The sequence below is a fragment of the Kosakonia sp. ML.JS2a genome, assembly GCF_025642095.1.
Classification (GTDB): Bacteria; Pseudomonadota; Gammaproteobacteria; order Enterobacterales; family Enterobacteriaceae.
On the sequence record NZ_CP106754.1, the window covers coordinates 1,009,388 to 1,032,822 of the forward strand.

Consider the following 23,435-nt stretch of genomic DNA (forward strand, 5'->3'; position numbering starts at 1 on the left):
GGGAGAGGATCAGGTGAGATCCGCCATCAGCACTTTGGAGCGGCGCTGATAGTTGTACATCTGCTTTTTACTTTCCGGCAGGGAGTCGATATCCACGGGTGTAAACCCGCGCTCCTGGAACCAGTGAATGCTGCGGGTGGTCAGGACAAACAGTTTCGCCAGCCCCAGCTGTTTCGCCTGTGCCGCCACACGCTCGAGTAGCATCTCGCCACGTGAAGAACTGCGGTAGTCCGGATGCACCGCCACACAGGCCATTTCACCAATCTTCTCTTCCGGGAACGGGTAGAGCGCTGCACAGGCGATGGTCAGGTTATCGCGCTCGATAATGGTGAACTTGTCGATCTCCATTTCCAGCTGTTCGCGGGAGCGGCGTACCAGAATGCCCTGCTGCTCCAGCGGACGGATCAGCTCGAGAATCCCGCCAATGTCGTTAATGGTCGCACGACGGATCTGCTCGGCACTCTCCATCACAATCTGCGTACCAATCCCGTCGCGCGAGAAGAGTTCCTGTAACAGGGTGCCATCTTCCTGATAGCTGATTAAGTGGCTACGGCGTACGCCGCTACGGCAGGCTTTCACCGCACCGCGCAGGAAACGCACGGTGCCGGAGTAGTAATCTCCACGCTCTTCCAGCACGTCCACGCGTGCCTGGGCTTCGTTAGGGAACAGCTCAGAGACGATTTCGCCGTCGTCGTTCATCACACCCTGCGAGGAGCAAAAACCGATCATCTTTTCCGCTTTCAGTTTGATGGCGAGCTGGGTGGCGATCTCTTCGGAAGTCAGGTTAAAACTTTCGCCGGTAACTGACACGGCAACCGGGCCCATCAGAACAATCGCGCCGCTATCGAGCTGGCGGTGGATCGCTTCTTCATCAATGCGGCGAATACGTCCGCTATGGCAGTAGTCAACGCCGTCATCCACGCCCAGCGGCTGCGCAATAATAAAGTTGCCGCTCACCACATTTATATGCGCGCCCTGCAACGGTGTGTTGTTGAGGCTCATAGAAAGGCGTGCGGTGATATCCAGTTGCAACAGGCCTGCTGCCTGCTTCACCAGTTCCAGCGTTTTGGCGTCGGTAACACGGGTATTTTTATGGTAAATCGGTTCATGATGGTGTTCGGCAAGATTTGCGTCGATTTGCGGACGCGCACCGTAAACCACCACCAGCCGGATACCCAGGCTGTGCAGCAGACCGATGTCATTGACAATACTGGAAAAGTTTTCATGCTCAATGGCTTCACCGCCAAGCATAATGACAAACGTTTTTCCCCGATGCGCATTAATATAGGGAACTGAATGGCGAAATCCCTGTACCAGTTCGGTTCTGCGTTCCTTTACCACGGCCTACCCTCACTGCATGATTATTCGTAATTTGTGTATTTTTATTCTTTTCTGGCACCGTGCGCAAGTGCAAAATTTTTCAGCAAACAATAAACCTGCGCCGATAAAGCCATTAGCCAGACATATGTTTACCCTTTAATAGATGACAGTTTATGCGTCATTCGTTAAAGTTTTCGGTCAATTCTGACGTTCATTACTATTTCAGTTTAATTGCTCGGGAGAAGCATGTCGGGAAGTCAATCAGCGCTGAGCCGCCGCAGATTATTAAAAGGGGCGGGGGCCATGTGGTTATTAAGCGTGAGCCAGGTCGGTCTGGCCGCAGTCAGCCAGGTGGTGGCGGTCCGCGTGTGGCCCGCCTCAACCTACACACGCGTGACGGTGGAGTCTAACCAGGTCATTAAATATAAGCAGTTCGCGCTGAGTAATCCTGACCGGCTGGTGGTGGATCTCGAAGGCGTGCATCTTAATTCCGTGCTGAAAGGCATGGGCGCGCAAATTCGCGGTGACGATCCCTATATTAAATCGGCCCGCGTTGGCCAGTTCGATCCGCAAACGGTGCGGATGGTGTTTGAACTGAAACAAAACATCACTCCGCAGCTGTTTGCGCTGGCGCCGGTTGCCGGATTTAAAGAGCGCCTGGTGATGGACCTTTATCCGGCGAATGCGAAAGATGTGCAGGATCCGCTGCTGGCCTTGCTGGAAGAGTACAACAAAGGCGATCTCGATAATCAGGTGCCGCCAGCGGAAAGCGGCCCGCAGCCGGGCAAAGCCGGGCGCGATCGACCGATTGTGATCATGCTCGATCCTGGGCACGGCGGTGAAGATCCGGGGGCGACGGGCAAATATCACACCCGCGAAAAAGACGTGGTGCTGCAAATCGCTCGCCGTCTGCATGCGCTGATCGAAAAAGAAAGCAATATGAAGGCCTACATGACGCGCAACGAGGATGTGTTTATCCCGTTGAAGGTGCGTGTTGCTAAAGCGCAGAAACAGCGCGCGGATCTGTTTGTCTCGATTCATGCAGACGCATTCAGTAGCCGCCAGCCCAGCGGTTCGTCGGTGTTTGCGCTCTCCACCAAAGGGGCGACCAGTACCGCCGCGAAATACCTCGCCGATACGCAAAACGCGGCTGACCTGATAGGCGGCGTCAGTAAGAGCGGCGACCGCTATCTGGACCACACCATGTTTGATATGGTGCAGTCGCTGACCATTAACGACAGCCTGAAGTTTGGCAAAGCGGTGCTTAACCGTCTTGGTTCGGTCAACAACCTGCATAAGAACCAGGTGGAACAGGCGGGCTTTGCGGTGTTGAAAGCGCCGGACATTCCGTCGATTCTGGTCGAAACCGCGTTTATCAGTAACGTGGAAGAGGAGCGTAAGCTTAAGACCGCGAAGTTCCAGCAGGAAGTGGCAGAGTCGATTCTGGCGGGGATTAAAGCCTATTTCGCGGATGGCGCGACGCTGGCGAGAAGGGGATAACAGAATGGCGCTGAAAAGCGCCATTTTCTTTTTATACGCTTCTGGTTTTACACGCGTTTCTTTTTACAAACCGCAGAAACAAAAAAACACCCGTTAAGGTGTTTATTGTGTTGGTTGCGGGGGCCGGATTTGAACCGACGACCTTCGGGTTATGAGCCCGACGAGCTACCAGGCTGCTCCACCCCGCGTCCGTCTGTTTACACTTCCATCATGTAAACTTTTTTCTTCACATTTTAATTGGTTGCGGGGGCCGGATTTGAACCGACGACCTTCGGGTTATGAGCCCGACGAGCTACCAGGCTGCTCCACCCCGCGTCCGTGGATGCGCACTATACGCTGCAAACTTTTTGATGCAACCTTTTTTTTGCCCCAATGCGTAATTAGCTGAGATTATGTGTAAAAACAGTACAATTAGTTCGTTTTTTGAACGAAATTTGTGTTGGGTTGCGCTGGCGCATTTCATTAGCGAGTGGGGTTTGTTATCTTCACCTCGCTCCGGGTTAATTCAGAAGATGAGAGAGAATGAAAGGACGTTGGGTTAAGTACGCACTCACGGGAGCGATGGTTGCTATCCTCGCAGCCTGTACTTCTAAACCGACCGATCGCGGTCAACAGTATAAAGACGGGAAATTTTCCCAGCCGTTTTCCCTGGTCAACCAGCCTGACGCCGTAGGCGCGCCAATCAATGCCGGTGATTTCTCCGAGCAGGTGAGCCAGATCCGCAGCGCCTCGCCGCGCCTCTATAGCAGCCAAAGCAACATTTATAACGCTATCCAGGAGTGGCTACGAGCCGGGGGCGATACGCGCGCGTTGCGTCAGTACGGCCTCGATGCCTGGCAGATGGAAGGCACAGATAATTACGGCAACGTGCAGTTCACCGGTTATTACACCCCTGTGATACAGGCGCGCCACACGCGCCAGGGCGAATTCCAGTACCCTATCTATCGTATGCCGTCCAAACGCGGCCGGTTACCGTCCCGTGCCGAAATCTATGCCGGCGCGCTGAGTGACAGCTATGTGCTGGCCTACAGCAACTCGCTGATGGACAACTTCATTATGGATGTGCAGGGCAGCGGCTATATTGATTTTGGCGACGGCAGCCCGCTTAACTTCTTCAGCTATGGCGGGAAAAACGGCCATGCTTACCGCAGTATCGGTAAAGTACTGATCGACCGCGGTGAAGTGAAGAAAGAAGATATGTCGATGCAGGCCATCCGTGAATGGGGTGAGAAACACAGCGAATCAGAGGTGCGTGCGTTGCTGGAAGAGAACGCCTCATTCGTGTTCTTTAAGCCGCAATCCTGGGCGCCGGTAAAAGGTGCCAGTGCGGTGCCGCTGGTTGGGCGCGCCTCTGTGGCCTCCGATCGTAGCGTGATCCCACCGGGTACGACGCTGCTGGCGGAAGTGCCGCAGCTTGATAACAACGGCAAATTTAACGGCCAGTATGAACTGCGACTGATGGTCGCGCTGGATGTTGGCGGCGCGATAAAAGGCCAGCACTTTGATATTTACCAGGGGATTGGCCCGGATGCTGGTCACCGCGCCGGATGGTACAACCATTATGGTCGTGTCTGGGTGCTGAAAAATGCACCGGGCGCTGGCGGCGTGTTCAGCGGCTGAGTGTGATAAACTTCCCCCTCTCCCGATTCCGGGAGAGGGGAACTCCTGTCTTTATTCTTCATTTCTGAGGTTTTATGTCTGTAGTCATCAGCGACGCCTGGCGCCAGCGCTTTGGCGGTACAGCGCGTTTATACGGTGAAAATGCACTGCAATGGTTTGCCGACGCGCATATTTGTGTGGTGGGCATTGGCGGTGTTGGCTCCTGGGCAGCGGAAGCGTTGGCGAGGACCGGAATCGGTGCGATTACGCTGATTGATATGGACGATGTGTGCGTGACCAATACCAACCGTCAGATCCATGCCTTGCGTGACAACGTGGGCCTGGCGAAAGCGGAAGTGATGGCGGATCGTATCCGGCAGATCAATCCGGAGTGCGTGGTGACGGTCGTTGATGATTTCGTCACTGCCGACAACGTGGCGCAACTGATGGATCAAGGCTTCAGCTACGTGATTGATGCTATCGACAGCGTGCGCCCGAAAGCGGCATTGATCGCCTACTGCCGTCGAAACAAGATCCCGCTGGTCACCACCGGCGGTGCGGGCGGGCAGATCGATCCGACGCAGATCCAGGTAAGCGATCTGGCGAAAACCATTCAGGATCCGCTGGCGGCGAAACTCCGTGAGCGGCTGAAAAGCGACTTTGGTGTGGTAAAAAACAGCAAAGGCAAGCTTGGCGTGGACTGTGTTTTTTCTACCGAAGCGCTGGTCTATCCGCAGGCGGATGGCTCCGTATGCGCGATGAAAAGCACGGCCGAAGGGCCAAAACGTATGGATTGCGCATCCGGTTTTGGCGCTGCGACAATGGTTACCGCAACCTTTGGTTTTGTTGCGGTGTCCCATGCGCTGAAAAAACTGATGGCAAAAGCGGAACGTCAGGCCAGCGCCTGACGGGCAGCATCCTGTACGGCGGCAGCCAGTGCCGCCAGCCCCTGACTGCGTGAAGCGCTAAGCTGGGCACGCAAACCGAGTTCATCAAATAACGCCAGCGGATCGTGCTCCAGCAGCTCCGCCGGGCGTTTGCCTTCCACGGCGGTCAGTAATACCGCCAGCAGCCCGCGGACGATGCGGCCTTCGCTGTCGCCAAAGAAATGCAGAGCGCCATCCGCAGCGGGCATTGCTCCCAGCCAGACGCGATTTTCACAACCGGGGATCTCCCGCGCCTGTGCTTTCAGCGCATCCGTTGCCGCAGGCAACTGCTTCCCGAGCAGGATTAACTGCCGGTATTTGTCTTCCCACTGGGTCAACGTGCCAAAGGTCTGGCGCAGTGTTGCTTCGGTTATCACCGTACCGAACGGGTGTCCGGCAAAAGCGGGGTTTGTCATTAATCCACCAGTATGTCCAGGGCGCGGTCAACGGCGTTCACCAGCGCATCCACATCGTGTTGCGTATTATAAGGGGCGAAGGATGCCCGCAATGTGCCGTTGACGCCAAGCGCAGCCAGCAGCGGTTGCGCGCAGTGTTGACCGGCGCGCAGTGCAATGCCGTACCCGGCCAGCAACGTCACCATATCGCTGTGATGCACACCGGCAAAGTCGAAGGCCAACAGACTGGAGTCCTGACAGCGGAAAGAGCGGAACCCGGGGCGCTGCGCCAGTTGCTCTTCTGCAAGGGTCGCCAGCCCGCGACTGTAGCTTTCCGCCTTGGCGATATCTTGCGTCTTCAGCCACTCCAGTGCTGCGCTCAGGCCAATTACCCCGGCGACATTGGGCGTCCCCGCTTCCAGTTTGTAAGGCGCGGGCTGGGTGGTGAAACCGTCAAAGGTCACTTCGGTGATCATCTTGCCGCCGCCGAGCCACGGCGACATGGCATCCAGCAGTTCGGCTTTTCCATACAGCACGCCAATGCCGTTGGGGCCATACAGCTTGTGGCCGGAAAAAGCATAAAAATCGATATCCAGGCTCTGCACATTCGCCGGGAAATGCACCACGCCTTGTGCGCCGTCGACCATCACCACCATGCCCGCCGCATGGGCAAGCGTGATGGCTTTTGCGAGATCCGGGCAGCCGCCAGTGACGTTCGACATTTGCCCCAGCGCGAGGATTCGGCTGCGTGAGGTAATGCAGTGCGGCAGTTGGGCGATATCCGGCAGATGATCGGCGCCCAGCGGCAGTTTCACCACTCGTGCGCCGGTTTGCTGCGCCACCATCAGCCACGGCACCAGATTGGCGTGGTGCTCGGCTTCGCTGACGATGATCTCATCGCCCGGTTGCAGGCGTGGGCGGGCGTAACACTGTGCGACCATATTGATGGATTCGGTTGTGCCGCGCGTCCAGACAATGTTCTTACCGGATGGGGCATTCAACAGCGCGGCGACCTGATCGCGGGCGGCTTCATAGCGGGCGGTTAGCTGCTGCGCTTGCGCGAACTGGCTGCGGTGCACATTGCCGGCGCTCAGGCTGTAGAACTGCTGCGTGGCATCGATCACCGCCTGCGGTTTTAAGGCGGTGGCGGCGCTGTCCAGATAGACGCCAGCGTCAGCCAGCGCCGGAAACTGGGCGCGAAATAGCGATGGGTTAAATGCGTTCATGGGGCTCCTCATACCAATAGCACGATCGTCGCGCAATTTTTCCGGCGTAGCAAGAACGTTGCGCTCCATCGGAATAGTCTGTTTGTCCTGGCAGGGCCGGAGAAGCAGGTTATGCTGAATAGTGTTAGGTAAATGTTTTGGCCTCTTACAGAAAGAGGTTTTCACAGCATTAATTGCCAGAAGGAGAAGAACATGAAAAAGACTGCCGCAATTATATCTGCATGTATGTTTGCTTTTACCCTGAGCGCCTGTTCTGGTCCGAATTATGCGTTACACACCAATGATGGACGCACCATCGTCTCGGAAGGGAAACCGAAAACAGATGATCAGACGGGGATGATTTCCTATAAAGACGCGAATGGTAATGAGCAGCAGATTAACCGTTCAGACGTGAAAGAGATGGTCGCCCTGGAGAAAAAATAGGCCGGATTTTGGGTAAAAAAAAGCACCGCAATTTTGCGGTGCTACATTAATCACTATGGACAGACAGGGTAAATGTACAGGAAGTGAAAAAGGGGTAGCGTTGCTACCGGGGTCTGAATCGCAGACCAATTGCAAACACAACAACACAACATCACAACCGTAAGCCAAAAGCCCTTCAGAACACGCATTCCAAAAAAAGCTTCTCGTTCCGGCTCAGGAAGTGCCGCCACTATAGGTATTTGCTGGTAGAAGCTCAACGGACAATTTATAATGGCTCAGATAAAAAAAACTAATAGGTTAACCCTTGTTTCCTGTTTGTTAAATTGAGTTTACATCTAAGCCTGATAACCATGTCAAAGCGATTACCACCACTAAATGCATTACGCGTTTTCGATGCCGCTGCACGCCATTTGAGTTTCACTCGCGCTGCCGATGAGCTTTTTGTGACGCAGGCCGCAGTAAGCCACCAAATCAAGTCTCTCGAGGATTTTCTCGGGCTCAAACTCTTCCGTCGACGTAACCGCTCGCTGCTGCTGACCGAAGAGGGGCAGAGTTATTTCCAGGACATCAAAGAGATATTTTCACAGCTCAATGAGGCGACGCGTAAGCTCCAGGCACGCAGCGCCAAAGGTGCTCTGACGGTAAGTTTGTTACCCAGTTTTGCCATTCAATGGCTGGTGCCAAGACTCTCAAGCTTTAACTCAGCTTATCCGGGAATCGATGTGCGTATCCAGGCTGTGGATCGTGAAGAAGATAAACTGGCGGATGATGTCGACGTGGCCATTTTTTACGGTCGCGGTAACTGGCCAGGGCTGCGCGTGGAAAAACTGTACGCCGAATATCTGCTGCCGGTCTGTTCTCCGCTGTTGCTTACCGGCGATAAAGCATTGAAAAAGCCAGAGGATTTGGCGCAGCACACATTATTACACGACGCTTCCCGTCGCGACTGGCAAACTTATACGCGCCAGTTAGGTCTTAATCTTAACGTCCAGCAAGGGCCGATATTCAGCCACAGCTCGATGGTGCTGCAAGCGGCTATCCACGGACAGGGGATCGCGCTGGCGAATAATGTGATGGCGCAGTCCGAAATTGAGGCAGGCCGGTTGGTTTGTCCTTTTAATGATGTTTTGGTCAGTAAAAATGCGTTTTATCTGGTTTGTCATGACAGTCAGGCAGAACTGGGTAAAATAGCCGCCTTTCGACAGTGGATACTGGCAAAAGCGGCAAACGAACAGGAAAAATTTCGTTTCCGTTACGAACAATAATTCGCGCGCAGTGGCGCGTATGACTTTTAGGGTAACCACATGACCAGCCGTTTTATGCTGATTTTCGCCGCGGTGAGCGGTTTTGTGTATGTCGCGCTGGGAGCATTTGGCGCGCATGTTTTAAGTAAGTCTTTGGGTGTGGTGGAGATGAGCTGGATCCAGACCGGCCTCGACTACCAGGCATTTCATACGCTTGCGGTGCTGGGACTGGCGGTTGCCATGCAGCGCCGTATCAGTATCTGGTTCTACTGGAGCAGCGTTTTCCTGGCATTGGGTACCGTGCTGTTTAGCGGCAGCCTTTATTGCCTGGCGCTCTCCCATTTACGCCTGTGGGTGTTTGTTACGCCAGTCGGTGGTGTTTGCTTTTTAATCGGCTGGGCATTGATGTTTACTGGCGCGATCCGTCTGAAACGTAAGGGCGTTGTTCATGAATAAAGTGGTGTTGCTGTGCCGCCCGGGTTTTGAGAAAGAGTGCGCAGCAGAAATTACCGATAAGGCCGGGCGTCTTGAGGTGTTCGGTTTTGCGCGCGTAAAAGAAAACGCGGGCTATGTTGTGTTTGAATGTTATCAGGAAAACGATGCAGATAAGCTGGCGCGCGAACTGCCGTTTAACAGCCTGATTTTCGCTCGTCAGATGTTTGTGGTGGGGGAATTACTGAAGGATTTGCCGCCGGAAGATCGCATTACGCCGATTGTCGGTATGCTGCAGGGTGTGGTGGATAAAGGCGGCGATCTGCGGGTTGAAGTGGCAGACACCAACGAAAGCAAAGAGCTGATGAAGTTCTGCCGCAAATTCACCGTGCCGCTGCGTTCCGCGTTGCGTGAAGTGGGCGTGCTGGCGCGCAGTGATACGCCAAAACGTCCGGTGGTGCATGTCTTTTTTATTGCCCCTGGCTGCTGCTATACCGGGTATTCCTACTCCTTTAATAACTCGCCGTTCTATATGGGCATCCCGCGTCTGAAGTTCCCGTCCGACGCGCCGAGCCGCTCAACGTTAAAGCTGGAAGAGGCGTTCCACGTCTTTATTCCGGAGGATGAGTGGGACGAGCGCCTGGCCAATGGGATGTATGCCGTCGATCTTGGCGCATGTCCTGGCGGCTGGACCTATCAACTGGTGAAACGCAACATGTGGGTTTACTCAGTGGATAACGGCCCGATGGCGCAAAGTCTGATGGATACCGGCCAGGTGACCTGGCTGCGGGAAGATGGCTTCCGCTATCGCCCCAATCGTAACAACATCTCATGGATGGTGTGCGATATGGTGGAGAAACCGGCGAAAGTCGCTGCGCTGATGGCGCAATGGCTGACAGAAGGCTGGTGCCGCGAAACCATTTTTAACCTTAAACTGCCGATGAAAAAACGCTACGAAGAGGTGTCCAACAACCTGGCGTATATTCAGGCCCAACTGGATGAGCACGGCATCGCTGCGCAGATTCAGGCGCGACAGCTGTACCACGATCGTGAGGAAGTGACGGTGCATGTGCGCCGGATGTGGGCTGCGGTAGGCGGGCGTCGCGACGAGCGTTAATCGCACGCCACCAGGCGCTTTTATTGCCCGAACAGTCAGAAAAAACGCCTGCGCAAGCAGGCGTTTTTGTCCGGGTTATTTGCCCGCTTTCGCCAGCTCTTTGACTAACGGCAGCATGATGCGCATAACATCGCGACTGCGGCGTTCTATGCGCCCAGGCAGCGCCCGGTCAATGTATTGCTGGTTATCCAGTCGCGCGTTGTGATGGCTGACGCCGTCGGGAAAGGTTTTCGATTTTGCGCGTTGCTGCTCACCATCTTTATTGCCCAGCGACCAGTTCGTGGCTTCCACCGACAGCACCGGGATCCCCGCTTTATCAAACACTTCTGCGTCGTTACAGCAACTGGTGCCTTTAGGATAACTGGCGTTAAGCCCCGGGTTGCTCATGGCGAGAATACCCTGCTTGCGGGCAAGGGCCAGCGCACGGTCCCGCGTCAGTTTACGCACTGATGCCGGGGTGTTTTTACCGCTATTAAAGTAGAGTTTGTCGCCGACGATCAGGTTGTTCAGGTTGATCACCAGCAGGGTGTGTTTCTTCTCGGCTTCGCTCATGCGATCGAGCAGGTTTTGTGCGCCGAGCTTGCCTTCTTCTTCACCGCTGGTGGCGATAAAACGGATGCTGTACTGCGTTGGCACCTGTTTGAGCGCCTGCGCCAGCTCCAGCATGACGCCCAGACTGGCTGCGTTATCATCGATCCCTTGTAAGGTTAAGCCGCCCAGATTGTTATCCACATCGGCGTCGCTGCGCGGCGCGTAGGTGTCGAGATGCGCCATAATGATAATTTGCAGCGGCGATTTGCCTTCATGCGCGGCGATCACCGTACTGCCGGTAACGTTTTGCCAGCTCTGCTGTTTATCTTTCGCCGTGTAGCTGTAACGGGTTTTAAATTTACGGATATTGCTCTCATAACCCATCTGCGCGAACTGCTGCTGCAAATAGTCGGCAGAGAGCATTTCCGCGGGTGTACCGGTCATTCGGCCAGGAAACAGAGTGGCAATATGGCGTGCCTGCTCATTAGCAAACTCACCGGGTTGGGAAGGGCGGGCATGCGCCGGAAGGATAAAGCATACGCCGAGCGCCAGGGCAGCGGTACGGTGGCGCAATGCGGAAAACATAGAGAGTCCTTTATGCAGCAAAAATTTTGACGCGCTTAGTATGAAACTGTGACCGGGTTTACACAATTTCATTTCTCCTTAACCGTGCGAAAAGACACGCGTTAAGCACTTTTTGATATTTGCTTTGCACGGGCGTTATTCCTTTGCGGAACTACTCATTCCAATTCGTAATTTCATTCGTTCTAAACCGCCCCCTATAGTCCCTGTATTGCTGGCTATGAGTGAGTTGTTGCGTTGTGGATTACCTTCCGCTGTTTGCTGCTGTAAAAGACCGCCCCGTTCTGGTGATTGGCGGCGGCGAAATCGCCGCGCGCAAAATCGCTTTTTTGCGTCGCGCAGGCGCACAGGTTCAGGTCGTGGCGCAACAACTGGACGCGCCGCTGCAACAGCTTGCTGAACAGCAGGCTATTTACTGGCTGGCGACAACATTTGACGAATCACAACTGGATCGCGTTTTTCTGGTGATTGCCGCCACCAATGATGCCGCGCTTAACCGCCGGGTATTTGATGCCGCCAACGCGCGCCACCGGCTGGTCAATGTGGTTGACGATCAGCCGCTGTGCTCCTTTATTTTCCCGTCGATTGTCGATCGTTCGCCGCTACTGGTGGCGATCTCCTCCGGCGGTAACGCGCCGGTACTGGCGCGCTTGTTGCGTGAAAAGATTGAAGCGTTGTTACCCGGAAATCTGGGGCGCATGGCGGAAGTGGCCGGGCGCTGGCGCACACGCATTAAAGCCTTTCGTCGGACCACCGATGAACGTCGCCGTTTTTGGGAAAGCGCCTTTCGCGGGCGTTTTGCCAGCCTGATGGCCGCAGGCGATGAACCCGCTGCGGAGAAAGCGCTGGAAGCGGAACTGACGCAGCCGGGCTCGGCGAGCGGGGAGATTATTCTGGTCGGCGCAGGGCCGGGCGACGCAGGGTTGCTGACATTGCGAGGTTTGCAGGTAATTCAGCAAGCCGATGTGGTGTTTTACGATCATCTGGTCAGCGATGCCGTGCTGGAGCTGACCCGTCGGGATGCGGAAAAAATTTGTGTAGGTAAACGCGCCGGGGCACATGCGGTTGCGCAGCATGAAACCAATCGCATGCTGGTGGATGCCGCTCGCGAAGGTAAAACGGTGGTGCGCCTGAAGGGCGGCGATCCGTTTATTTTTGGTCGCGGTGGCGAAGAGTTGCAGGCAGCGGCGCAAGCAGGTATCCCTTTTCAGGTGGTGCCGGGCGTGACTGCCGCATCGGGCGCGACCGCCTATGCGGGGATTCCGCTGACGCACCGGGATTTTGCGCAGAGCGTGACGTTTGTTACCGGGCATTACAAAGCCGACAGTACCCCTTTCGACTGGTCGCTGCTGGCGCAAAGCCGCCAGACGCTGGCTATCTATATGGGGACGATGAAGGCCGCGGAAATCAGCGCACAACTGATCGCCCATGGTCGCGATAACACCACGCCAGTGGCGGTGATTTCCCGCGGTACGCGCGCGGATCAGCATGTGGCTACTGGCACATTAGAACAACTCGAGGAACTGGCGAAAGCTGCCCCGATGCCCGCTTTGTTAGTGGTGGGCGAGGTGGTTGGGCTTCATCGCGAACTCGCCTGGTTCCGGCATACGACAGGAACGGAAGCGTTCGACGCTTCTGTGATTAATCTGGCTTAAGGAATGGTTATGGACCAAAAACGACTCACCCACCTGCGACAACTGGAGGCGGAAAGCATCCATATCATCCGCGAAGTGGCCGCCGAATTTTCCAACCCGGTGATGATGTATTCCATCGGCAAAGATTCCAGCGTGATGCTGCATCTTGCGCGTAAAGCCTTCTATCCGGGCACGCTGCCGTTCCCACTGCTGCATGTGGATACCGGCTGGAAATTCCGTGAGATGTATGAATTCCGTGACCGTACCGCGAAAGCCTACGGCTGTGAGCTGCTGGTGCATAAGAACCCGGAAGGGGTAGCGATGGGCATTAACCCGTTCGTGCACGGCAGTGCGAAACATACCGACATCATGAAAACCGAAGGGCTGAAGCAGGCGCTGAACAAATACGGTTTTGATGCCGCATTCGGCGGCGCGCGTCGCGACGAAGAAAAATCCCGCGCCAAAGAGCGTATTTACTCGTTCCGTGACCGTTTCCACCGCTGGGACCCGAAAAACCAGCGCCCGGAGCTGTGGCATAATTACAACGGCCAGATTAACAAGGGCGAAAGCATTCGCGTGTTCCCGCTGTCAAACTGGACCGAACTGGATATCTGGCAGTACATCTACCTGGAAAATATTGAGATTGTTCCTCTGTATCTGGCGGCGGAACGCCCGGTGCTGGAGCGTGACGGCATGCTGATGATGATCGATGACGACCGTATCGATCTGCAACCGGGCGAAGTGATCGAGCAGCGAATGGTCCGTTTCCGTACGCTGGGCTGCTGGCCTCTCACTGGGGCCGTGGAGTCGGATGCGCAAACGCTGCCTGAGATCATCGAAGAGATGCTGGTTTCCACCACCAGTGAACGTCAGGGCCGCGTGATTGACCGCGACCAGGCCGGCTCTATGGAGCTGAAAAAACGTCAGGGATATTTCTAAGGAGCCGCCATGAACACCACAATCGCACAACAAATTGCTAATGAAGGCGGCGTCGAAGCGTATCTGCATGCTCAGCAGCACAAAAGCCTGCTGCGCTTTCTGACCTGCGGCAGCGTCGATGACGGGAAAAGCACCCTGATTGGCCGCTTGCTGCACGACACCCGCCAGATCTATGAAGATCAGCTCTCTACGCTGCACAACGACAGCAAACGTCACGGTACGCAGGGTGAGAAGCTCGATCTGGCCTTGCTGGTGGATGGCCTGCAAGCGGAGCGCGAACAGGGCATCACCATTGATGTGGCCTATCGCTATTTCTCCACCGAGAAGCGCAAATTTATCATTGCCGATACCCCAGGGCATGAGCAGTACACCCGTAATATGGCGACCGGGGCGTCAACCTGCGATCTGGCGATCCTGCTGATCGACGCCCGTAAAGGCGTGCTGGATCAGACGCGCCGTCACAGCTTTATCTCCACGCTGCTGGGCATTAAGCACCTGGTGGTGGCGGTGAATAAAATGGATCTGGTGGCGTTTAGCGAAGAGACCTTCGAGAACATCCGTCAGGATTATTTGACCTTTGCTGAACAATTGCCGGGCAATCTGGATATCCGTTTTGTGCCACTCTCGGCGCTGGAAGGCGACAACGTCGCAAGCCAGAGTCCGCAAATGCCATGGTACAGCGGCCCGACGCTGCTGGAAGTGCTGGAAACGGTTGAGATCCAGCGCGTGGTGGATACGCAGCCGATGCGCTTCCCGGTGCAGTATGTGAACCGCCCGAACCTCGATTTCCGTGGTTTTTCCGGTACGCTGGCGTCCGGTGTGGTGAAAGTGGGGCAACGCATCAAGGTTTTACCGTCTGGCGTTGAGTCGTCTGTCGCCCGTATCGTCACCTTTGATGGCGATTTACAAGAAGCGGCCGCCGGTGAAGCGATTACACTGGTGCTGAAAGATGAAATTGATATCAGCCGCGGTGATCTGATCCTCGATGCGCAGGAAACGCTGCCAGCGGTGCAGAGCGCTTCGCTCGATGTGGTGTGGATGGCGGAAAAACCGTTGCAGCCGGGGCAAAGCTACGACATTAAAGTCGCCGGTAAAAAGACCCGCGCACGCGTGGACAACATTCAGTATCAGGTTGACATCAATAACCTCACTCAGCGCCAGGTGGAAAGCCTGCCGTTGAACGGCATTGGTCTTATCGATTTAACCTTTGATGAGCCGCTAACGCTGGATGCCTACCAGCAGAACCCGGTCACCGGTGGGATTATCTTTATTGATCGTCTGAGCAATGTAACCGTTGGGGCAGGCATGGTGCGTGACGTTCATGCCGGGCAACAGACCAGTACTTCCGAATTCAGCGCTTTTGAGCTGGAACTGAACCAGCTTATTCGTAAGCACTTCCCGCACTGGGGCGCGCGTGATCTGCTGGGAGGTCAGTAATGGCGCAGCATGACGAAAACGTCGTCTGGCATGCGCACCCGGTTACGGCTGAGCAGCGCGAACAACTCCACGGTCACCGTGGGGTTGTGCTGTGGTTTACCGGGCTCTCCGGCTCAGGTAAATCTACCGTCGCCGGGGCGCTGGAAGAGGCGCTGCACCGCGTTGGCGTGAGCACCTATTTGCTGGATGGCGACAACGTGCGCCATGGGTTGTGCAGCGACCTGGGCTTTAGCGATGCCGATCGTAAAGAGAATATCCGTCGGGTGGGTGAAGTTGCCAAACTGATGGTCGACTCAGGGCTGGTGGTGTTAACGGCGTTTATCTCTCCGCACCGCGCGGAGCGCCAGATGGTGCGCGAGCGGCTTGGGGAAGGGCGCTTTATCGAAGTGTTTGTCGATACGCCATTGGCTATTTGCGAGGCGCGCGATCCGAAGGGATTGTATAAAAAAGCGCGTGCTGGCGAGCTGCGTAACTTCACCGGTATCGACTCGGTTTACGAAGCGCCGCTCTCTGCGGAGGTTCATCTGGATGGTGAACAATTGGTAACAAATTTGGTAAGCCAATTATTAGATCTCCTCCGACAGGGCGATATTATCAGATCCTGAGACGGTACTGGCGATACCCGTCGTCTTCAGGTGGTCCGGCGTTAATTTCCACACTGCCTGATGATTGCGCGTATCTCCCCTTTGCCGGTCGTTCAGGTAACAGGATCAGATATGCGTAACAGTCAGAACATCACCCTCTCCCGGTCGGAGTCGCTTTCCACGACGACCACAGACGAAACCACATGGTCTCTCCCCGGGGCCGTTGTGGGGTTCGTTGCATGGCTGGTGGCGCTGGCGATCCCGTTTATGATCTACGGCCCCAACACGCTCTTCTTCTTTCTCTACACCTGGCCCTTCTTCCTTGCGCTGATGCCCGTTTCGGTGGTGGTCGGCATTGCGTTGCATTCACTGCTGGGCGGCAAGCTGCTGTACAGTAGCGTGGCGACATTGCTGACGGTGATCGCCATGTTCGGCGTGCTGTTTATGTGGCTGCTCGGCTAAGGGCATGCATACTTCAAACCGTAACGCACATTAAGACAATGTGTCCGGGATGGGGGTGGGCTACGGTTCGGCAGTCAAATGTGCTAAAGTCTGGCGCTTGTGCGGTATCACCCGGCCCCGGAGTGGAGTCTGACGAAAAGTTATGGGATGATGATGCCGTTTTTCAGGGGGCAGGATGGGTAAACTAACGCTGCTATTGCTGGCTTTGCTGGTCTGGCTACAGTACTCGCTGTGGTTTGGCAAGAATGGTCTGCACGATTACGGCCGCGTCAGCGAAGATGTGGCGGCACAACAGGCGACTAACGCCAAATTAAAAGCGCGCAACGATCAGCTTTTCGCCGAAATTGACGATCTCAACGGCGGTCAGGAAGCGATTGAGGAACGCGCACGCAACGAATTGACCATGACCAAACCGGGCGAAACATTCTATCGTCTGGTGCCGGACGCATCGAAACGCGCGCCGGGGTCAACGCAAAACACGCAGAATTCACAAAATACACAAAACAGACCTTAACAGTCCCGGGTTTACGACATGTCAGCAATGATACCGGACGTCTGTGCCGTGGTGCCGGCCGCCGGATTCGGCCGTCGCATGCAAACGGAATGTCCTAAGCAATATCTCTCCATTGGCGATAAAACGATCCTTGAGCATGCGGTTTCCGCGTTGCTCGTTAACCCGCGCGTTGGCCGGGTGATCATCGCCGTCAGCCCTGGCGACGAACGTTTCGCCAGCTTACCGCTCGCCCGGCATCCGCAGATCACCGTCGTGGACGGTGGCGCTGAACGCGCAGATTCCGTGCTCGCTGGCCTGAAAGCCGCTGCGGGCGCGCAGTGGGTGCTGGTGCATGACGCTGCGCGTCCTTGCCTGCATCAGGACGATTTAAACCGTCTGCTGCAACTGTGCGAAACCAGCCGCGTCGGCGGTATTCTCGCCGCACCCGTGCGCGACACCATGAAGCGCGCCGAGCCTGGTAAAACTGCCATCGCCCATACGGTTGAACGTAATGATTTATGGCATGCGCTGACGCCGCAGTTTTTCCCGCTGGAACTCCTTCACGACTGCCTGATTCGGGCGATGAATGAGGGGGCTATCATCACCGATGAAGCCTCCGCGCTGGAACATTGTGGTTTTCACCCGGAACTGGTTGCCGGGCGTGCGGATAATATTAAAGTCACCCGACCTGAAGATTTACGACTCGCAGAATTCTATCTGACCCATTCAGACCTCCAGGAGAAAGCATAATGCGCATTGGACACGGTTTTGACGTACACGCGTTTGGCGGCGAAGGCCCGATTATCATCGGCGGCGTGCGCATTCCTTACGAAAAAGGCCTGTTGGCGCATTCCGATGGCGACGTCGCGCTGCATGCGCTGACAGACGCCCTGCTTGGCGCCGCAGCGCTGGGCGACATTGGTAAACTGTTCCCGGATACCGATCAGGCGTTTAAAGGCGCTGATAGCCGCGGGCTGCTGCGCGAAGCGTGGCGCCGCATCCAGGCCAAAGGCTATACCCTTGGCAACGTCGATGTGACGATCATCGCCCAGGCACCAAAAATGTTGCCGCACATTCCGCAGATGCGCGTGTTTATTGCTGAAGATCTTGGCTGCCACATGGATGACGTCAACGTGAAAGCCACCACTACCGAGAAGCTTGGCTTTACCGGTCGTGGCGAGGGCATTGCCTGTGAAGCGGTGGCGCTGCTGGTTAAGGCGGCAAAATGATCGATTTTGAGAACCTGACCTGGTTGCACGGCAAGCCGGCAGCGATAGGCATCTTAAAGGCCAACCCGGAAGATTTCGTGGTGGTGGAAGATCTCGGCTTTGAGCCAGATGGCGAGGGCGAGCATGTTCTTGTACGTATTCTGAAAAACGGCTGTAACACGCGTTTTGTTGCCGATGCGCTGGCAAAATTCCTTAAAATTCCCGCGCGGGAAGTGAGTTTTGCCGGGCAGAAAGATAAACATGCGGTCACGGAGCAGTGGTTGTGCGCCCGCGTGCCGGGTAACGTCATGCCGGATCTCAGCGCCTTTGAACTGGAAGGGTGCAAGGTGCTGGAGTATGCCCGCCATAAACGTAAGTTGCGCCTTGGCGCTTTGCAGGGCAATGCGTTCACGGTGGTATTGCGCGAGGTGAGCGATCGCGCGGATGTCGAATCGCGATTACAGGCCATTACGGAACGCGGTGTGCCAAACTACTTTGGCGCTCAGCGCTTTGGCATTGGCGGCAGTAACATCCAGGGCGCGCTGCGCTGGGCGCAGAGCAATGCGCCGGTGCGCGATCGCAACAAACGCAGTTTTTGGTTGTCGGCGGCCCGCAGTGCGTTGTTTAATCAAATGGTTAGCGAGCGTCTGAAAAAACCGGACTTTAATCAAGTTGTTGACGGCGATGCGCTACAATTAGCGGGGCGCGGAAGCTGGTTCGTCGCAACCGATGACGAACGCGCTGAATTGCAGGCTCGTGTAGATGCCAAAGCGTTAATGATCACCGCATCGCTGCCTGGCAGCGGCGAATGGGGATCGCAGCGCGAGGCGCTGGCCTTTGAGCAACACGCCATTGCCGACGCGCCGGAGTTACAGGCGCTGCTGGTGCGGGAAAAAGTCGAGGCGGCGCGCCGCGCGATGCTGCTTTACCCGCAGTCGCTGCGCTGGAACTGGTGGGATGACGTTACCGTCGAGTTACGTTTCTGGCTCCCGGCGGGAAGTTTTGCCACCAGTGTGGTCAGGGAACTTATCAACACATCGGGTGATTATGCGAATATTGCTGAGTAACGATGACGGGATCCATGCGCCGGGCATTCAGACGCTGGCAAAGGCTCTCCGGGAGTTTGCCGACGTACAGGTCGTCGCACCCGATCGTAACCGCAGCGGCGCGTCTAATTCGCTCACGCTTGAATCTTCGCTTCGCACCTTCACGTTCGATAACGGCGACATCGCCGTCCAGATGGGCACGCCGACAGACTGTGTCTACCTTGGCGTGAATGCGCTGATGCGCCCGCGCCCGGATGTGGTCGTCTCCGGTATTAATGCCGGGCCGAACCTTGGCGATGATGTTATCTACTCCGGCACCGTTGCCGCTGCAATGGAAGGCCGCCACCTGGGATTCCCGGCGCTGGCGGTGTCGCTCAACGGGCATACCCATTATGCCACGGCGGCGGCTGTCACCTGCTCGATTCTGCGGGCGTTGAACCGTGAACCGCTGCGTACCGGGCGTATCCTGAATATCAATGTGCCGGATCTTCCGCTTGAGGAGATCAAAGGCATTCGCGTGACCCGCTGCGGTAGCCGCCATCCGGCCGATCAGGTGATTCCACAGCAGGATCCGCGTGGCAACACGCTGTACTGGATTGGTCCGCCGGGGGAAAAATGCGACGCCGGGCCGGATACCGATTTTGCCGCCATCGACGAAGGTTATGTGTCGGTGACGCCGCTGCATGTGGATTTAACCGCTTACAGCGCGCATGATGTGGTCTCGGGCTGGTTGGAGCGAGCCGGGGTGAACAGGCGATGGTAAGCAAACGCGTTCAGGATCTTCTCACGCAATTACGTGCACAGGGCATTAAAAACGAGCAGGTGCTTGAGGCCTTGTCGCGCGTGCCGCGCGAGAAATTTATCGATGAAGCGTTTGAACACAAAGCGTGGGATAACGTTGCGCTGCCAATTGGCCAGGGGCAAACCATTTCCCAGCCTTATATGGTGGCGCGCATGACGGAACTGCTGGAGTTGACACCCGCCTCCCGCGTGCTGGAGATTGGCACCGGTTCCGGCTACCAGACGGCGATTCTGGCGCAACTGGTGCACCACGTCTGTTCCGTTGAACGCATCAAAGGGCTACAGTGGCAGGCGCGTCGCCGCCTGAAACAGCTCGATTTACACAATGTTTCCACGCGTCACGGCGATGGCTGGCAAGGGTGGCAAGCCCGGGCGCCGTTTGATGCCATTATCGTGACCGCCGCACCGCCGGAGATCCCCGCTGCGCTGATGGCGCAACTGGATGAAGGCGGAATTCTCGTTTTGCCCGTGGGCGATGAACACCAACAACTGAAGCGTGTTCGTCGGCGGGGCAGCGAATTTATTATCGATACCGTGGAAGCCGTACGCTTTGTCCCGCTGGTGCGGGGTGAACTGGCCTGAGAAACAGAGTTTTCCTGGGTTTTTCAGGCAATAACAGCGTATGGTGGGCAAATTTGCCGTTGACGTTCACGGTTATTATTAAGTCATTGGTATCATACATATTGTTGGGGGAAAAATGAGCACGGGAAGCCCTAAATTCACCGTAAGTCGTATTGCGGCATTGTCGCTGGTTTCACTTTGGCTGGCAGGGTGTTCAAATTCCACTAACGCGCCTGCGCCGGTGAGCTCGGTTGGCGGTAAGGCTGGCACAAGTACCCATTCCGGTTCAGGAATGCTCATCACACCGCCGCCAAAAATTGGCACGGCATCGCAGCAGCAACCGACAATCCAGCCGGTTCAGCGCCAGAGCGTTCAGCCTGCGCAAATCCAACCGGTCGCGCAGCAGCCTGTGCAGACCGTGAACGGGCGCATTGTCTATAACCGCCAGTACGGCAACATTCCAAAAGGCAGCTATGCTGGCGGCAGCACTTACACCGTTAAACGTGGCGACACGCTGTTTTATATCGCGTGGATCACCGGGAACGATTTCCGTGACTTAGCGCAACGCAACCACGTTGCTGCCCCGTATGGCCTGGAAGTCGGACAAACGCTCCAGGTGGGCAATGCATCTGGTGCGCCAATCACAGGTGGTAATGCAATAACTCAGGCTGATGCATCAGCGCAAGGAATCGTCTCAAAACCTGCACAAAATTCAACCGTAGTGGTTGCTTCGAAACCGACAATTACGTATTCTGAAGATTCAGGTGAACAAAGTGCTAATAAAATGTTGCCCAACAATAAGCCTGCGACTGTGGTCACAGCGCCTGTTACGGCACCTTCTGTCAGCACTACCGAACCGACTGTCAGCAGTACATCAACCAGTTCGCCAATCTCTGCATGGCGCTGGCCGACTGACGGCAAAGTTATCGACAACTTCTCTGCTACCGAAGGTGGCAATAAAGGGGTCGATATCTCGGGTAGCAAAGGACAGGCTATTGTCGCGACCGCAGATGGGCGCGTCGTTTATGCCGGTAATGCGCTGCGCGGTTACGGGAATCTCATCATCATTAAACATAACGATGATTACCTGAGTGCCTACGCCCATAACGATACGATGCTGGTCCGGGAACAACAAGAAGTTAAGGCGGGGCAGAAAATAGCTACCATGGGTAGCACCGGCACCAGTTCTACACGCTTGCATTTTGAAATTCGTTACAAGGGGAAATCCGTAAACCCGCTGCGTTATTTGCCGCAGCGATGAATCGGTGCAAAGTGGTTGAAGCACTCCCCATTTGAGCCGTTGCAGCGTGCGCAGATGCCGCTGCAATGGGCACAGTGATGAGTGTTCCGGTGCTTTGCCCAGGGATCACGGGTAGGAGCCACCTTATGAGTCAGAATACGCTGAAAGTTCATGATTTAAATGAAGATGCGGAATTTGATGAGAACGGAGCAGAGGTTTTTGACGAAAAAGCCTTAGTAGAAGAGGAACCCAGTGATAACGACCTGGCTGAAGAGGAGCTGTTATCGCAGGGGGCTACCCAGCGTGTTTTAGACGCAACTCAGCTATACCTTGGGGAAATCGGGTATTCCCCGCTATTGACGGCCGAAGAAGAAGTCTATTTCGCACGCCGTGCATTACGAGGTGACGTAGCCTCCCGCCGTCGCATGATTGAAAGTAACCTGCGTCTGGTGGTGAAGATTGCCCGTCGTTACAGCAATCGTGGTCTGGCGCTGCTGGATCTGATTGAAGAGGGTAACCTGGGGTTGATCCGCGCCGTTGAGAAATTTGACCCGGAACGTGGGTTCCGTTTCTCGACTTACGCCACCTGGTGGATCCGTCAGACTATTGAACGGGCGATCATGAATCAAACCCGTACCATTCGTCTGCCGATTCACATTGTAAAAGAGCTGAACGTTTATCTGCGCACCGCGCGTGAGTTGTCCCATAAGCTGGACCACGAACCGAGTGCGGAAGAGATTGCCGAACAGCTTGATAAACCTGTTGATGATGTCAGCCGTATGCTGCGTCTCAACGAGCGCATTACCTCAGTTGATACACCGCTGGGCGGTGATTCTGAAAAAGCGCTGCTGGATATCCTGGCCGATGAGAAAGATAACGGCCCGGAAGACACCACGCAGGACGATGATATGAAACAGAGCATCGTCAAATGGCTGTTCGAACTGAACGCCAAACAGCGTGAAGTGCTGGCGCGTCGTTTCGGTCTGCTGGGCTATGAAGCTGCGACACTCGAAGATGTGGGCCGCGAGATTGGCCTCACCCGTGAACGAGTTCGCCAGATTCAGGTTGAAGGTCTGCGTCGTTTGCGCGAAATCCTGCAAATGCAAGGGCTGAATATCGAAGCGCTGTTCCGCGAATAAGCACCCATTCAAGCCAAAAAGGCCGGTCGCAGATGACACGGCCTTTTTCATTTCTGGCATCACGCTTTTGCCATCATTTTCCTGATGAGCAGCGAAAAAGCCTGTCGCTCCTCAGCGGTAAGTCGACCTAAAAACGCCTCGTCCACATCGTTGCCAACAGGAATGCTGGCCGCCAGCAGCGCTTCGCCTTCTTCCGTCAGGTAAACAAACCGTCGGCGCTTATCTGCCGGATCGCTTTCCCGACGCACCAGCCCACGGTTTTCCATGCGACTGAGCATCTCCGCCAGCGTCGCTTTTGTGCTGACCGCAGCTTCCGTCAATATCACCTGTTCAATCCCCGGATGTTCGGCAATGGAGCGTAACACCGAATACTGCGGCTTTGTCAGCGCCGGCAATGCTTGCTGCCATTGCGCTGTATGCTGCTGAAAGAGCTGGCGTAACAGGTGAAACGCTTCGTTTCTTAATTCCATGGGCACTCCACATCATGATCTTCTCTCTATCATAGCGGCTTCCGCACTGCTTTATAACGCCTCTGTTTTTAACCTTTTATGCGGCTAACACCGTGACTCTCTTGTCAGTCTGTTGGGGCAGGCGTA

Annotated in this window: 25 protein-coding genes and 2 tRNA genes; 20 read left to right on the forward strand and 7 right to left on the reverse strand. The window is 55.5% G+C overall.

Translation table 11 applies throughout. The annotated features are described in order from the left end of the window. Positions 1-9 precede the first annotated feature (9 nt). Positions 10-1,341 (reverse strand): amino-acid N-acetyltransferase, encoded by a 1,332-nt coding sequence (gene argA / locus N7922_RS04765; RefSeq protein ID WP_263099483.1) that lies wholly within the window; start codon positions 1,339-1,341, stop codon positions 10-12. A gap of 225 nt (positions 1,342-1,566) precedes the next feature. Between argA and amiC the strand changes: the two genes are divergently transcribed. Beyond that, positions 1,567-2,820 carry an N-acetylmuramoyl-L-alanine amidase AmiC gene (amiC, locus tag N7922_RS04770; RefSeq protein WP_263099484.1) on the forward strand — a complete coding sequence of 418 codons (1,254 nt, stop codon included), beginning with the start codon at positions 1,567-1,569 and terminating at the stop codon, positions 2,818-2,820. 111 nt (positions 2,821-2,931) lie between these two features. Here the strand turns inward: amiC and N7922_RS04775 are convergent. Both N7922_RS04775 and N7922_RS04780 read right to left on the reverse strand, forming a co-directional pair. Next, a tRNA-Met gene (locus tag N7922_RS04775) sits at positions 2,932-3,008 on the reverse strand. A gap of 50 nt (positions 3,009-3,058) precedes the next feature. Then, a tRNA-Met gene (locus N7922_RS04780) sits at positions 3,059-3,135 on the reverse strand. 207 nt (positions 3,136-3,342) lie between these two features. Here N7922_RS04780 and mltA point away from each other — a divergent pair. Both mltA and tcdA read left to right on the forward strand, forming a co-directional pair. Continuing rightward, complete coding sequence (mltA, locus tag N7922_RS04785; RefSeq protein ID WP_263099485.1) at positions 3,343-4,440, forward strand: murein transglycosylase A; 1,098 nt, start codon at positions 3,343-3,345, stop codon at positions 4,438-4,440. A 74-nt stretch (positions 4,441-4,514) separates the two neighbouring features. Continuing rightward, positions 4,515-5,327, forward strand: coding sequence for a tRNA cyclic N6-threonylcarbamoyladenosine(37) synthase TcdA (gene tcdA / locus N7922_RS04790; RefSeq protein ID WP_263099486.1), 813 nt, complete (start codon positions 4,515-4,517; stop codon positions 5,325-5,327). Here the strand turns inward: tcdA and csdE are convergent. Continuing rightward, a complete protein-coding gene (gene csdE, locus N7922_RS04795; protein ID WP_263099487.1) occupies positions 5,312-5,761 on the reverse strand; it encodes a cysteine desulfurase sulfur acceptor subunit CsdE in 450 nt (149 codons plus the stop codon). The two genes, tcdA and csdE, sit on opposite strands and share 16 nt — an antisense overlap. After that, on the reverse strand, positions 5,761-6,966 hold the full coding sequence (gene csdA, locus N7922_RS04800) for a cysteine desulfurase CsdA (protein ID WP_263099488.1): 1,206 nt from the start codon (positions 6,964-6,966) through the stop codon (positions 5,761-5,763). Before csdA ends, csdE begins: the two co-directional genes overlap by 1 nt. Positions 6,967-7,158: 192 nt before the next feature. Between csdA and N7922_RS04805 the strand changes: the two genes are divergently transcribed. From N7922_RS04805 to rlmM, 4 genes are all read left to right on the forward strand, one after another. Beyond that, positions 7,159-7,389, forward strand: coding sequence for a YgdI/YgdR family lipoprotein (locus N7922_RS04805; protein ID WP_061493343.1), 231 nt, complete (start codon positions 7,159-7,161; stop codon positions 7,387-7,389). A 350-nt stretch (positions 7,390-7,739) separates the two neighbouring features. After that, positions 7,740-8,654 (forward strand): glycine cleavage system transcriptional regulator GcvA, encoded by a 915-nt coding sequence (gcvA, locus tag N7922_RS04810; RefSeq protein ID WP_263099489.1) that lies wholly within the window; start codon positions 7,740-7,742, stop codon positions 8,652-8,654. Positions 8,655-8,693: 39 nt separating this feature from the next. Further along, the gene (locus N7922_RS04815) at positions 8,694-9,089 is read left to right on the forward strand and encodes a DUF423 domain-containing protein (protein WP_263099490.1); all 396 of its coding nucleotides are present in this window, start codon (positions 8,694-8,696) and stop codon (positions 9,087-9,089) included. Then, entirely contained in the window at positions 9,082-10,182 is a 1,101-nt protein-coding gene (rlmM, locus tag N7922_RS04820; RefSeq protein WP_263099491.1) for a 23S rRNA (cytidine(2498)-2'-O)-methyltransferase RlmM, read from the forward strand. The genes N7922_RS04815 and rlmM overlap by 8 nt, the downstream gene beginning before the upstream one ends. A 75-nt stretch (positions 10,183-10,257) precedes the next feature. Here rlmM and N7922_RS04825 read toward each other — a convergent pair whose 3' ends face one another. Further along, positions 10,258-11,298, reverse strand: a complete 1,041-nt coding sequence (locus N7922_RS04825; protein ID WP_263099492.1) for an aminopeptidase — start codon at positions 11,296-11,298, stop codon at positions 10,258-10,260. A 236-nt stretch (positions 11,299-11,534) separates the two neighbouring features. Here N7922_RS04825 and cysG point away from each other — a divergent pair, with 236 nt between their 5' ends. From cysG to rpoS, 13 genes are all read left to right on the forward strand, one after another. Beyond that, positions 11,535-12,950 carry a siroheme synthase CysG gene (gene cysG / locus N7922_RS04830; RefSeq protein WP_263099493.1) on the forward strand — a complete coding sequence of 472 codons (1,416 nt, stop codon included), beginning with the start codon at positions 11,535-11,537 and terminating at the stop codon, positions 12,948-12,950. Between the two features lie 9 nt (positions 12,951-12,959). Further along, complete coding sequence (gene cysD, locus N7922_RS04835; protein ID WP_061493349.1) at positions 12,960-13,868, forward strand: sulfate adenylyltransferase subunit CysD; 909 nt, start codon at positions 12,960-12,962, stop codon at positions 13,866-13,868. Between the two features lie 9 nt (positions 13,869-13,877). Then, positions 13,878-15,305, forward strand: coding sequence for a sulfate adenylyltransferase subunit CysN (cysN, locus tag N7922_RS04840; protein WP_263099494.1), 1,428 nt, complete (start codon positions 13,878-13,880; stop codon positions 15,303-15,305). After that, on the forward strand, positions 15,305-15,910 hold the full coding sequence (cysC, locus tag N7922_RS04845) for an adenylyl-sulfate kinase (protein WP_263099495.1): 606 nt from the start codon (positions 15,305-15,307) through the stop codon (positions 15,908-15,910). Before cysN ends, cysC begins: the two co-directional genes overlap by 1 nt. A gap of 111 nt (positions 15,911-16,021) precedes the next feature. Further along, complete coding sequence (locus tag N7922_RS04850) at positions 16,022-16,351, forward strand: DUF3561 family protein (protein ID WP_263099496.1); 330 nt, start codon at positions 16,022-16,024, stop codon at positions 16,349-16,351. Between the two features lie 175 nt (positions 16,352-16,526). Continuing rightward, a complete protein-coding gene (gene ftsB / locus N7922_RS04855) occupies positions 16,527-16,865 on the forward strand; it encodes a cell division protein FtsB (RefSeq protein WP_061493353.1) in 339 nt (112 codons plus the stop codon). An 18-nt stretch (positions 16,866-16,883) separates the two neighbouring features. Continuing rightward, positions 16,884-17,594: a 2-C-methyl-D-erythritol 4-phosphate cytidylyltransferase gene (gene ispD / locus N7922_RS04860; RefSeq protein ID WP_263099497.1), complete on the forward strand. Its 711-nt coding sequence runs from the start codon at positions 16,884-16,886 to the stop codon at positions 17,592-17,594. Next, complete coding sequence (gene ispF / locus N7922_RS04865) at positions 17,594-18,073, forward strand: 2-C-methyl-D-erythritol 2,4-cyclodiphosphate synthase (protein ID WP_263099498.1); 480 nt, start codon at positions 17,594-17,596, stop codon at positions 18,071-18,073. Before ispD ends, ispF begins: the two co-directional genes overlap by 1 nt. Beyond that, a complete protein-coding gene (truD, locus tag N7922_RS04870) occupies positions 18,070-19,119 on the forward strand; it encodes a tRNA pseudouridine(13) synthase TruD (protein ID WP_263099499.1) in 1,050 nt (349 codons plus the stop codon). The genes ispF and truD overlap by 4 nt, the downstream gene beginning before the upstream one ends. After that, a complete protein-coding gene (gene surE / locus N7922_RS04875; protein ID WP_263099500.1) occupies positions 19,100-19,861 on the forward strand; it encodes a 5'/3'-nucleotidase SurE in 762 nt (253 codons plus the stop codon). The genes truD and surE overlap by 20 nt, the downstream gene beginning before the upstream one ends. Then, entirely contained in the window at positions 19,855-20,481 is a 627-nt protein-coding gene (locus tag N7922_RS04880) for a protein-L-isoaspartate(D-aspartate) O-methyltransferase (RefSeq protein ID WP_061493358.1), read from the forward strand. Before surE ends, N7922_RS04880 begins: the two co-directional genes overlap by 7 nt. Positions 20,482-20,596: 115 nt before the next feature. Then, positions 20,597-21,721 carry a murein hydrolase activator NlpD gene (gene nlpD / locus N7922_RS04885; RefSeq protein ID WP_411554163.1) on the forward strand — a complete coding sequence of 375 codons (1,125 nt, stop codon included), beginning with the start codon at positions 20,597-20,599 and terminating at the stop codon, positions 21,719-21,721. Positions 21,722-21,846: 125 nt separating this feature from the next. Further along, positions 21,847-22,839, forward strand: a complete 993-nt coding sequence (rpoS, locus tag N7922_RS04890; protein ID WP_263099501.1) for an RNA polymerase sigma factor RpoS — start codon at positions 21,847-21,849, stop codon at positions 22,837-22,839. Between the two features lie 59 nt (positions 22,840-22,898). Here the strand turns inward: rpoS and N7922_RS04895 are convergent, their stop codons facing one another. Continuing rightward, positions 22,899-23,309, reverse strand: coding sequence for a MarR family winged helix-turn-helix transcriptional regulator (locus N7922_RS04895; RefSeq protein WP_263099502.1), 411 nt, complete (start codon positions 23,307-23,309; stop codon positions 22,899-22,901). Positions 23,310-23,435: the final 126 nt, after the last annotated feature.

Coding starts and splice junctions, on each gene's coding strand:
- amiC (WP_263099484.1), top strand. CDS start 1,567: ATGTCGGGAAGTCAATCAGCGCTGAGCCGCCGCAGATTATTAAAAGGG.
- mltA (WP_263099485.1), top strand. CDS start 3,343: ATGAAAGGACGTTGGGTTAAGTACGCACTCACGGGAGCGATGGTTGCT.
- tcdA (WP_263099486.1), top strand. CDS start 4,515: ATGTCTGTAGTCATCAGCGACGCCTGGCGCCAGCGCTTTGGCGGTACA.
- csdE (WP_263099487.1), bottom strand. CDS start 5,761: ATGACAAACCCCGCTTTTGCCGGACACCCGTTCGGTACGGTGATAACC.
- csdA (WP_263099488.1), bottom strand. CDS start 6,966: ATGAACGCATTTAACCCATCGCTATTTCGCGCCCAGTTTCCGGCGCTG.
- N7922_RS04805 (WP_061493343.1), top strand. CDS start 7,159: ATGAAAAAGACTGCCGCAATTATATCTGCATGTATGTTTGCTTTTACC.
- gcvA (WP_263099489.1), top strand. CDS start 7,740: ATGTCAAAGCGATTACCACCACTAAATGCATTACGCGTTTTCGATGCC.
- N7922_RS04815 (WP_263099490.1), top strand. CDS start 8,694: ATGACCAGCCGTTTTATGCTGATTTTCGCCGCGGTGAGCGGTTTTGTG.
- rlmM (WP_263099491.1), top strand. CDS start 9,082: ATGAATAAAGTGGTGTTGCTGTGCCGCCCGGGTTTTGAGAAAGAGTGC.
- N7922_RS04825 (WP_263099492.1), bottom strand. CDS start 11,298: ATGTTTTCCGCATTGCGCCACCGTACCGCTGCCCTGGCGCTCGGCGTA.
- cysD (WP_061493349.1), top strand. CDS start 12,960: ATGGACCAAAAACGACTCACCCACCTGCGACAACTGGAGGCGGAAAGC.
- cysN (WP_263099494.1), top strand. CDS start 13,878: ATGAACACCACAATCGCACAACAAATTGCTAATGAAGGCGGCGTCGAA.
- cysC (WP_263099495.1), top strand. CDS start 15,305: ATGGCGCAGCATGACGAAAACGTCGTCTGGCATGCGCACCCGGTTACG.
- N7922_RS04850 (WP_263099496.1), top strand. CDS start 16,022: ATGCGTAACAGTCAGAACATCACCCTCTCCCGGTCGGAGTCGCTTTCC.
- ftsB (WP_061493353.1), top strand. CDS start 16,527: ATGGGTAAACTAACGCTGCTATTGCTGGCTTTGCTGGTCTGGCTACAG.
- ispD (WP_263099497.1), top strand. CDS start 16,884: ATGTCAGCAATGATACCGGACGTCTGTGCCGTGGTGCCGGCCGCCGGA.
- ispF (WP_263099498.1), top strand. CDS start 17,594: ATGCGCATTGGACACGGTTTTGACGTACACGCGTTTGGCGGCGAAGGC.
- truD (WP_263099499.1), top strand. CDS start 18,070: ATGATCGATTTTGAGAACCTGACCTGGTTGCACGGCAAGCCGGCAGCG.
- surE (WP_263099500.1), top strand. CDS start 19,100: ATGCGAATATTGCTGAGTAACGATGACGGGATCCATGCGCCGGGCATT.
- N7922_RS04880 (WP_061493358.1), top strand. CDS start 19,855: ATGGTAAGCAAACGCGTTCAGGATCTTCTCACGCAATTACGTGCACAG.
- nlpD (WP_411554163.1), top strand. CDS start 20,597: ATGAGCACGGGAAGCCCTAAATTCACCGTAAGTCGTATTGCGGCATTG.
- rpoS (WP_263099501.1), top strand. CDS start 21,847: ATGAGTCAGAATACGCTGAAAGTTCATGATTTAAATGAAGATGCGGAA.
- N7922_RS04895 (WP_263099502.1), bottom strand. CDS start 23,309: ATGGAATTAAGAAACGAAGCGTTTCACCTGTTACGCCAGCTCTTTCAG.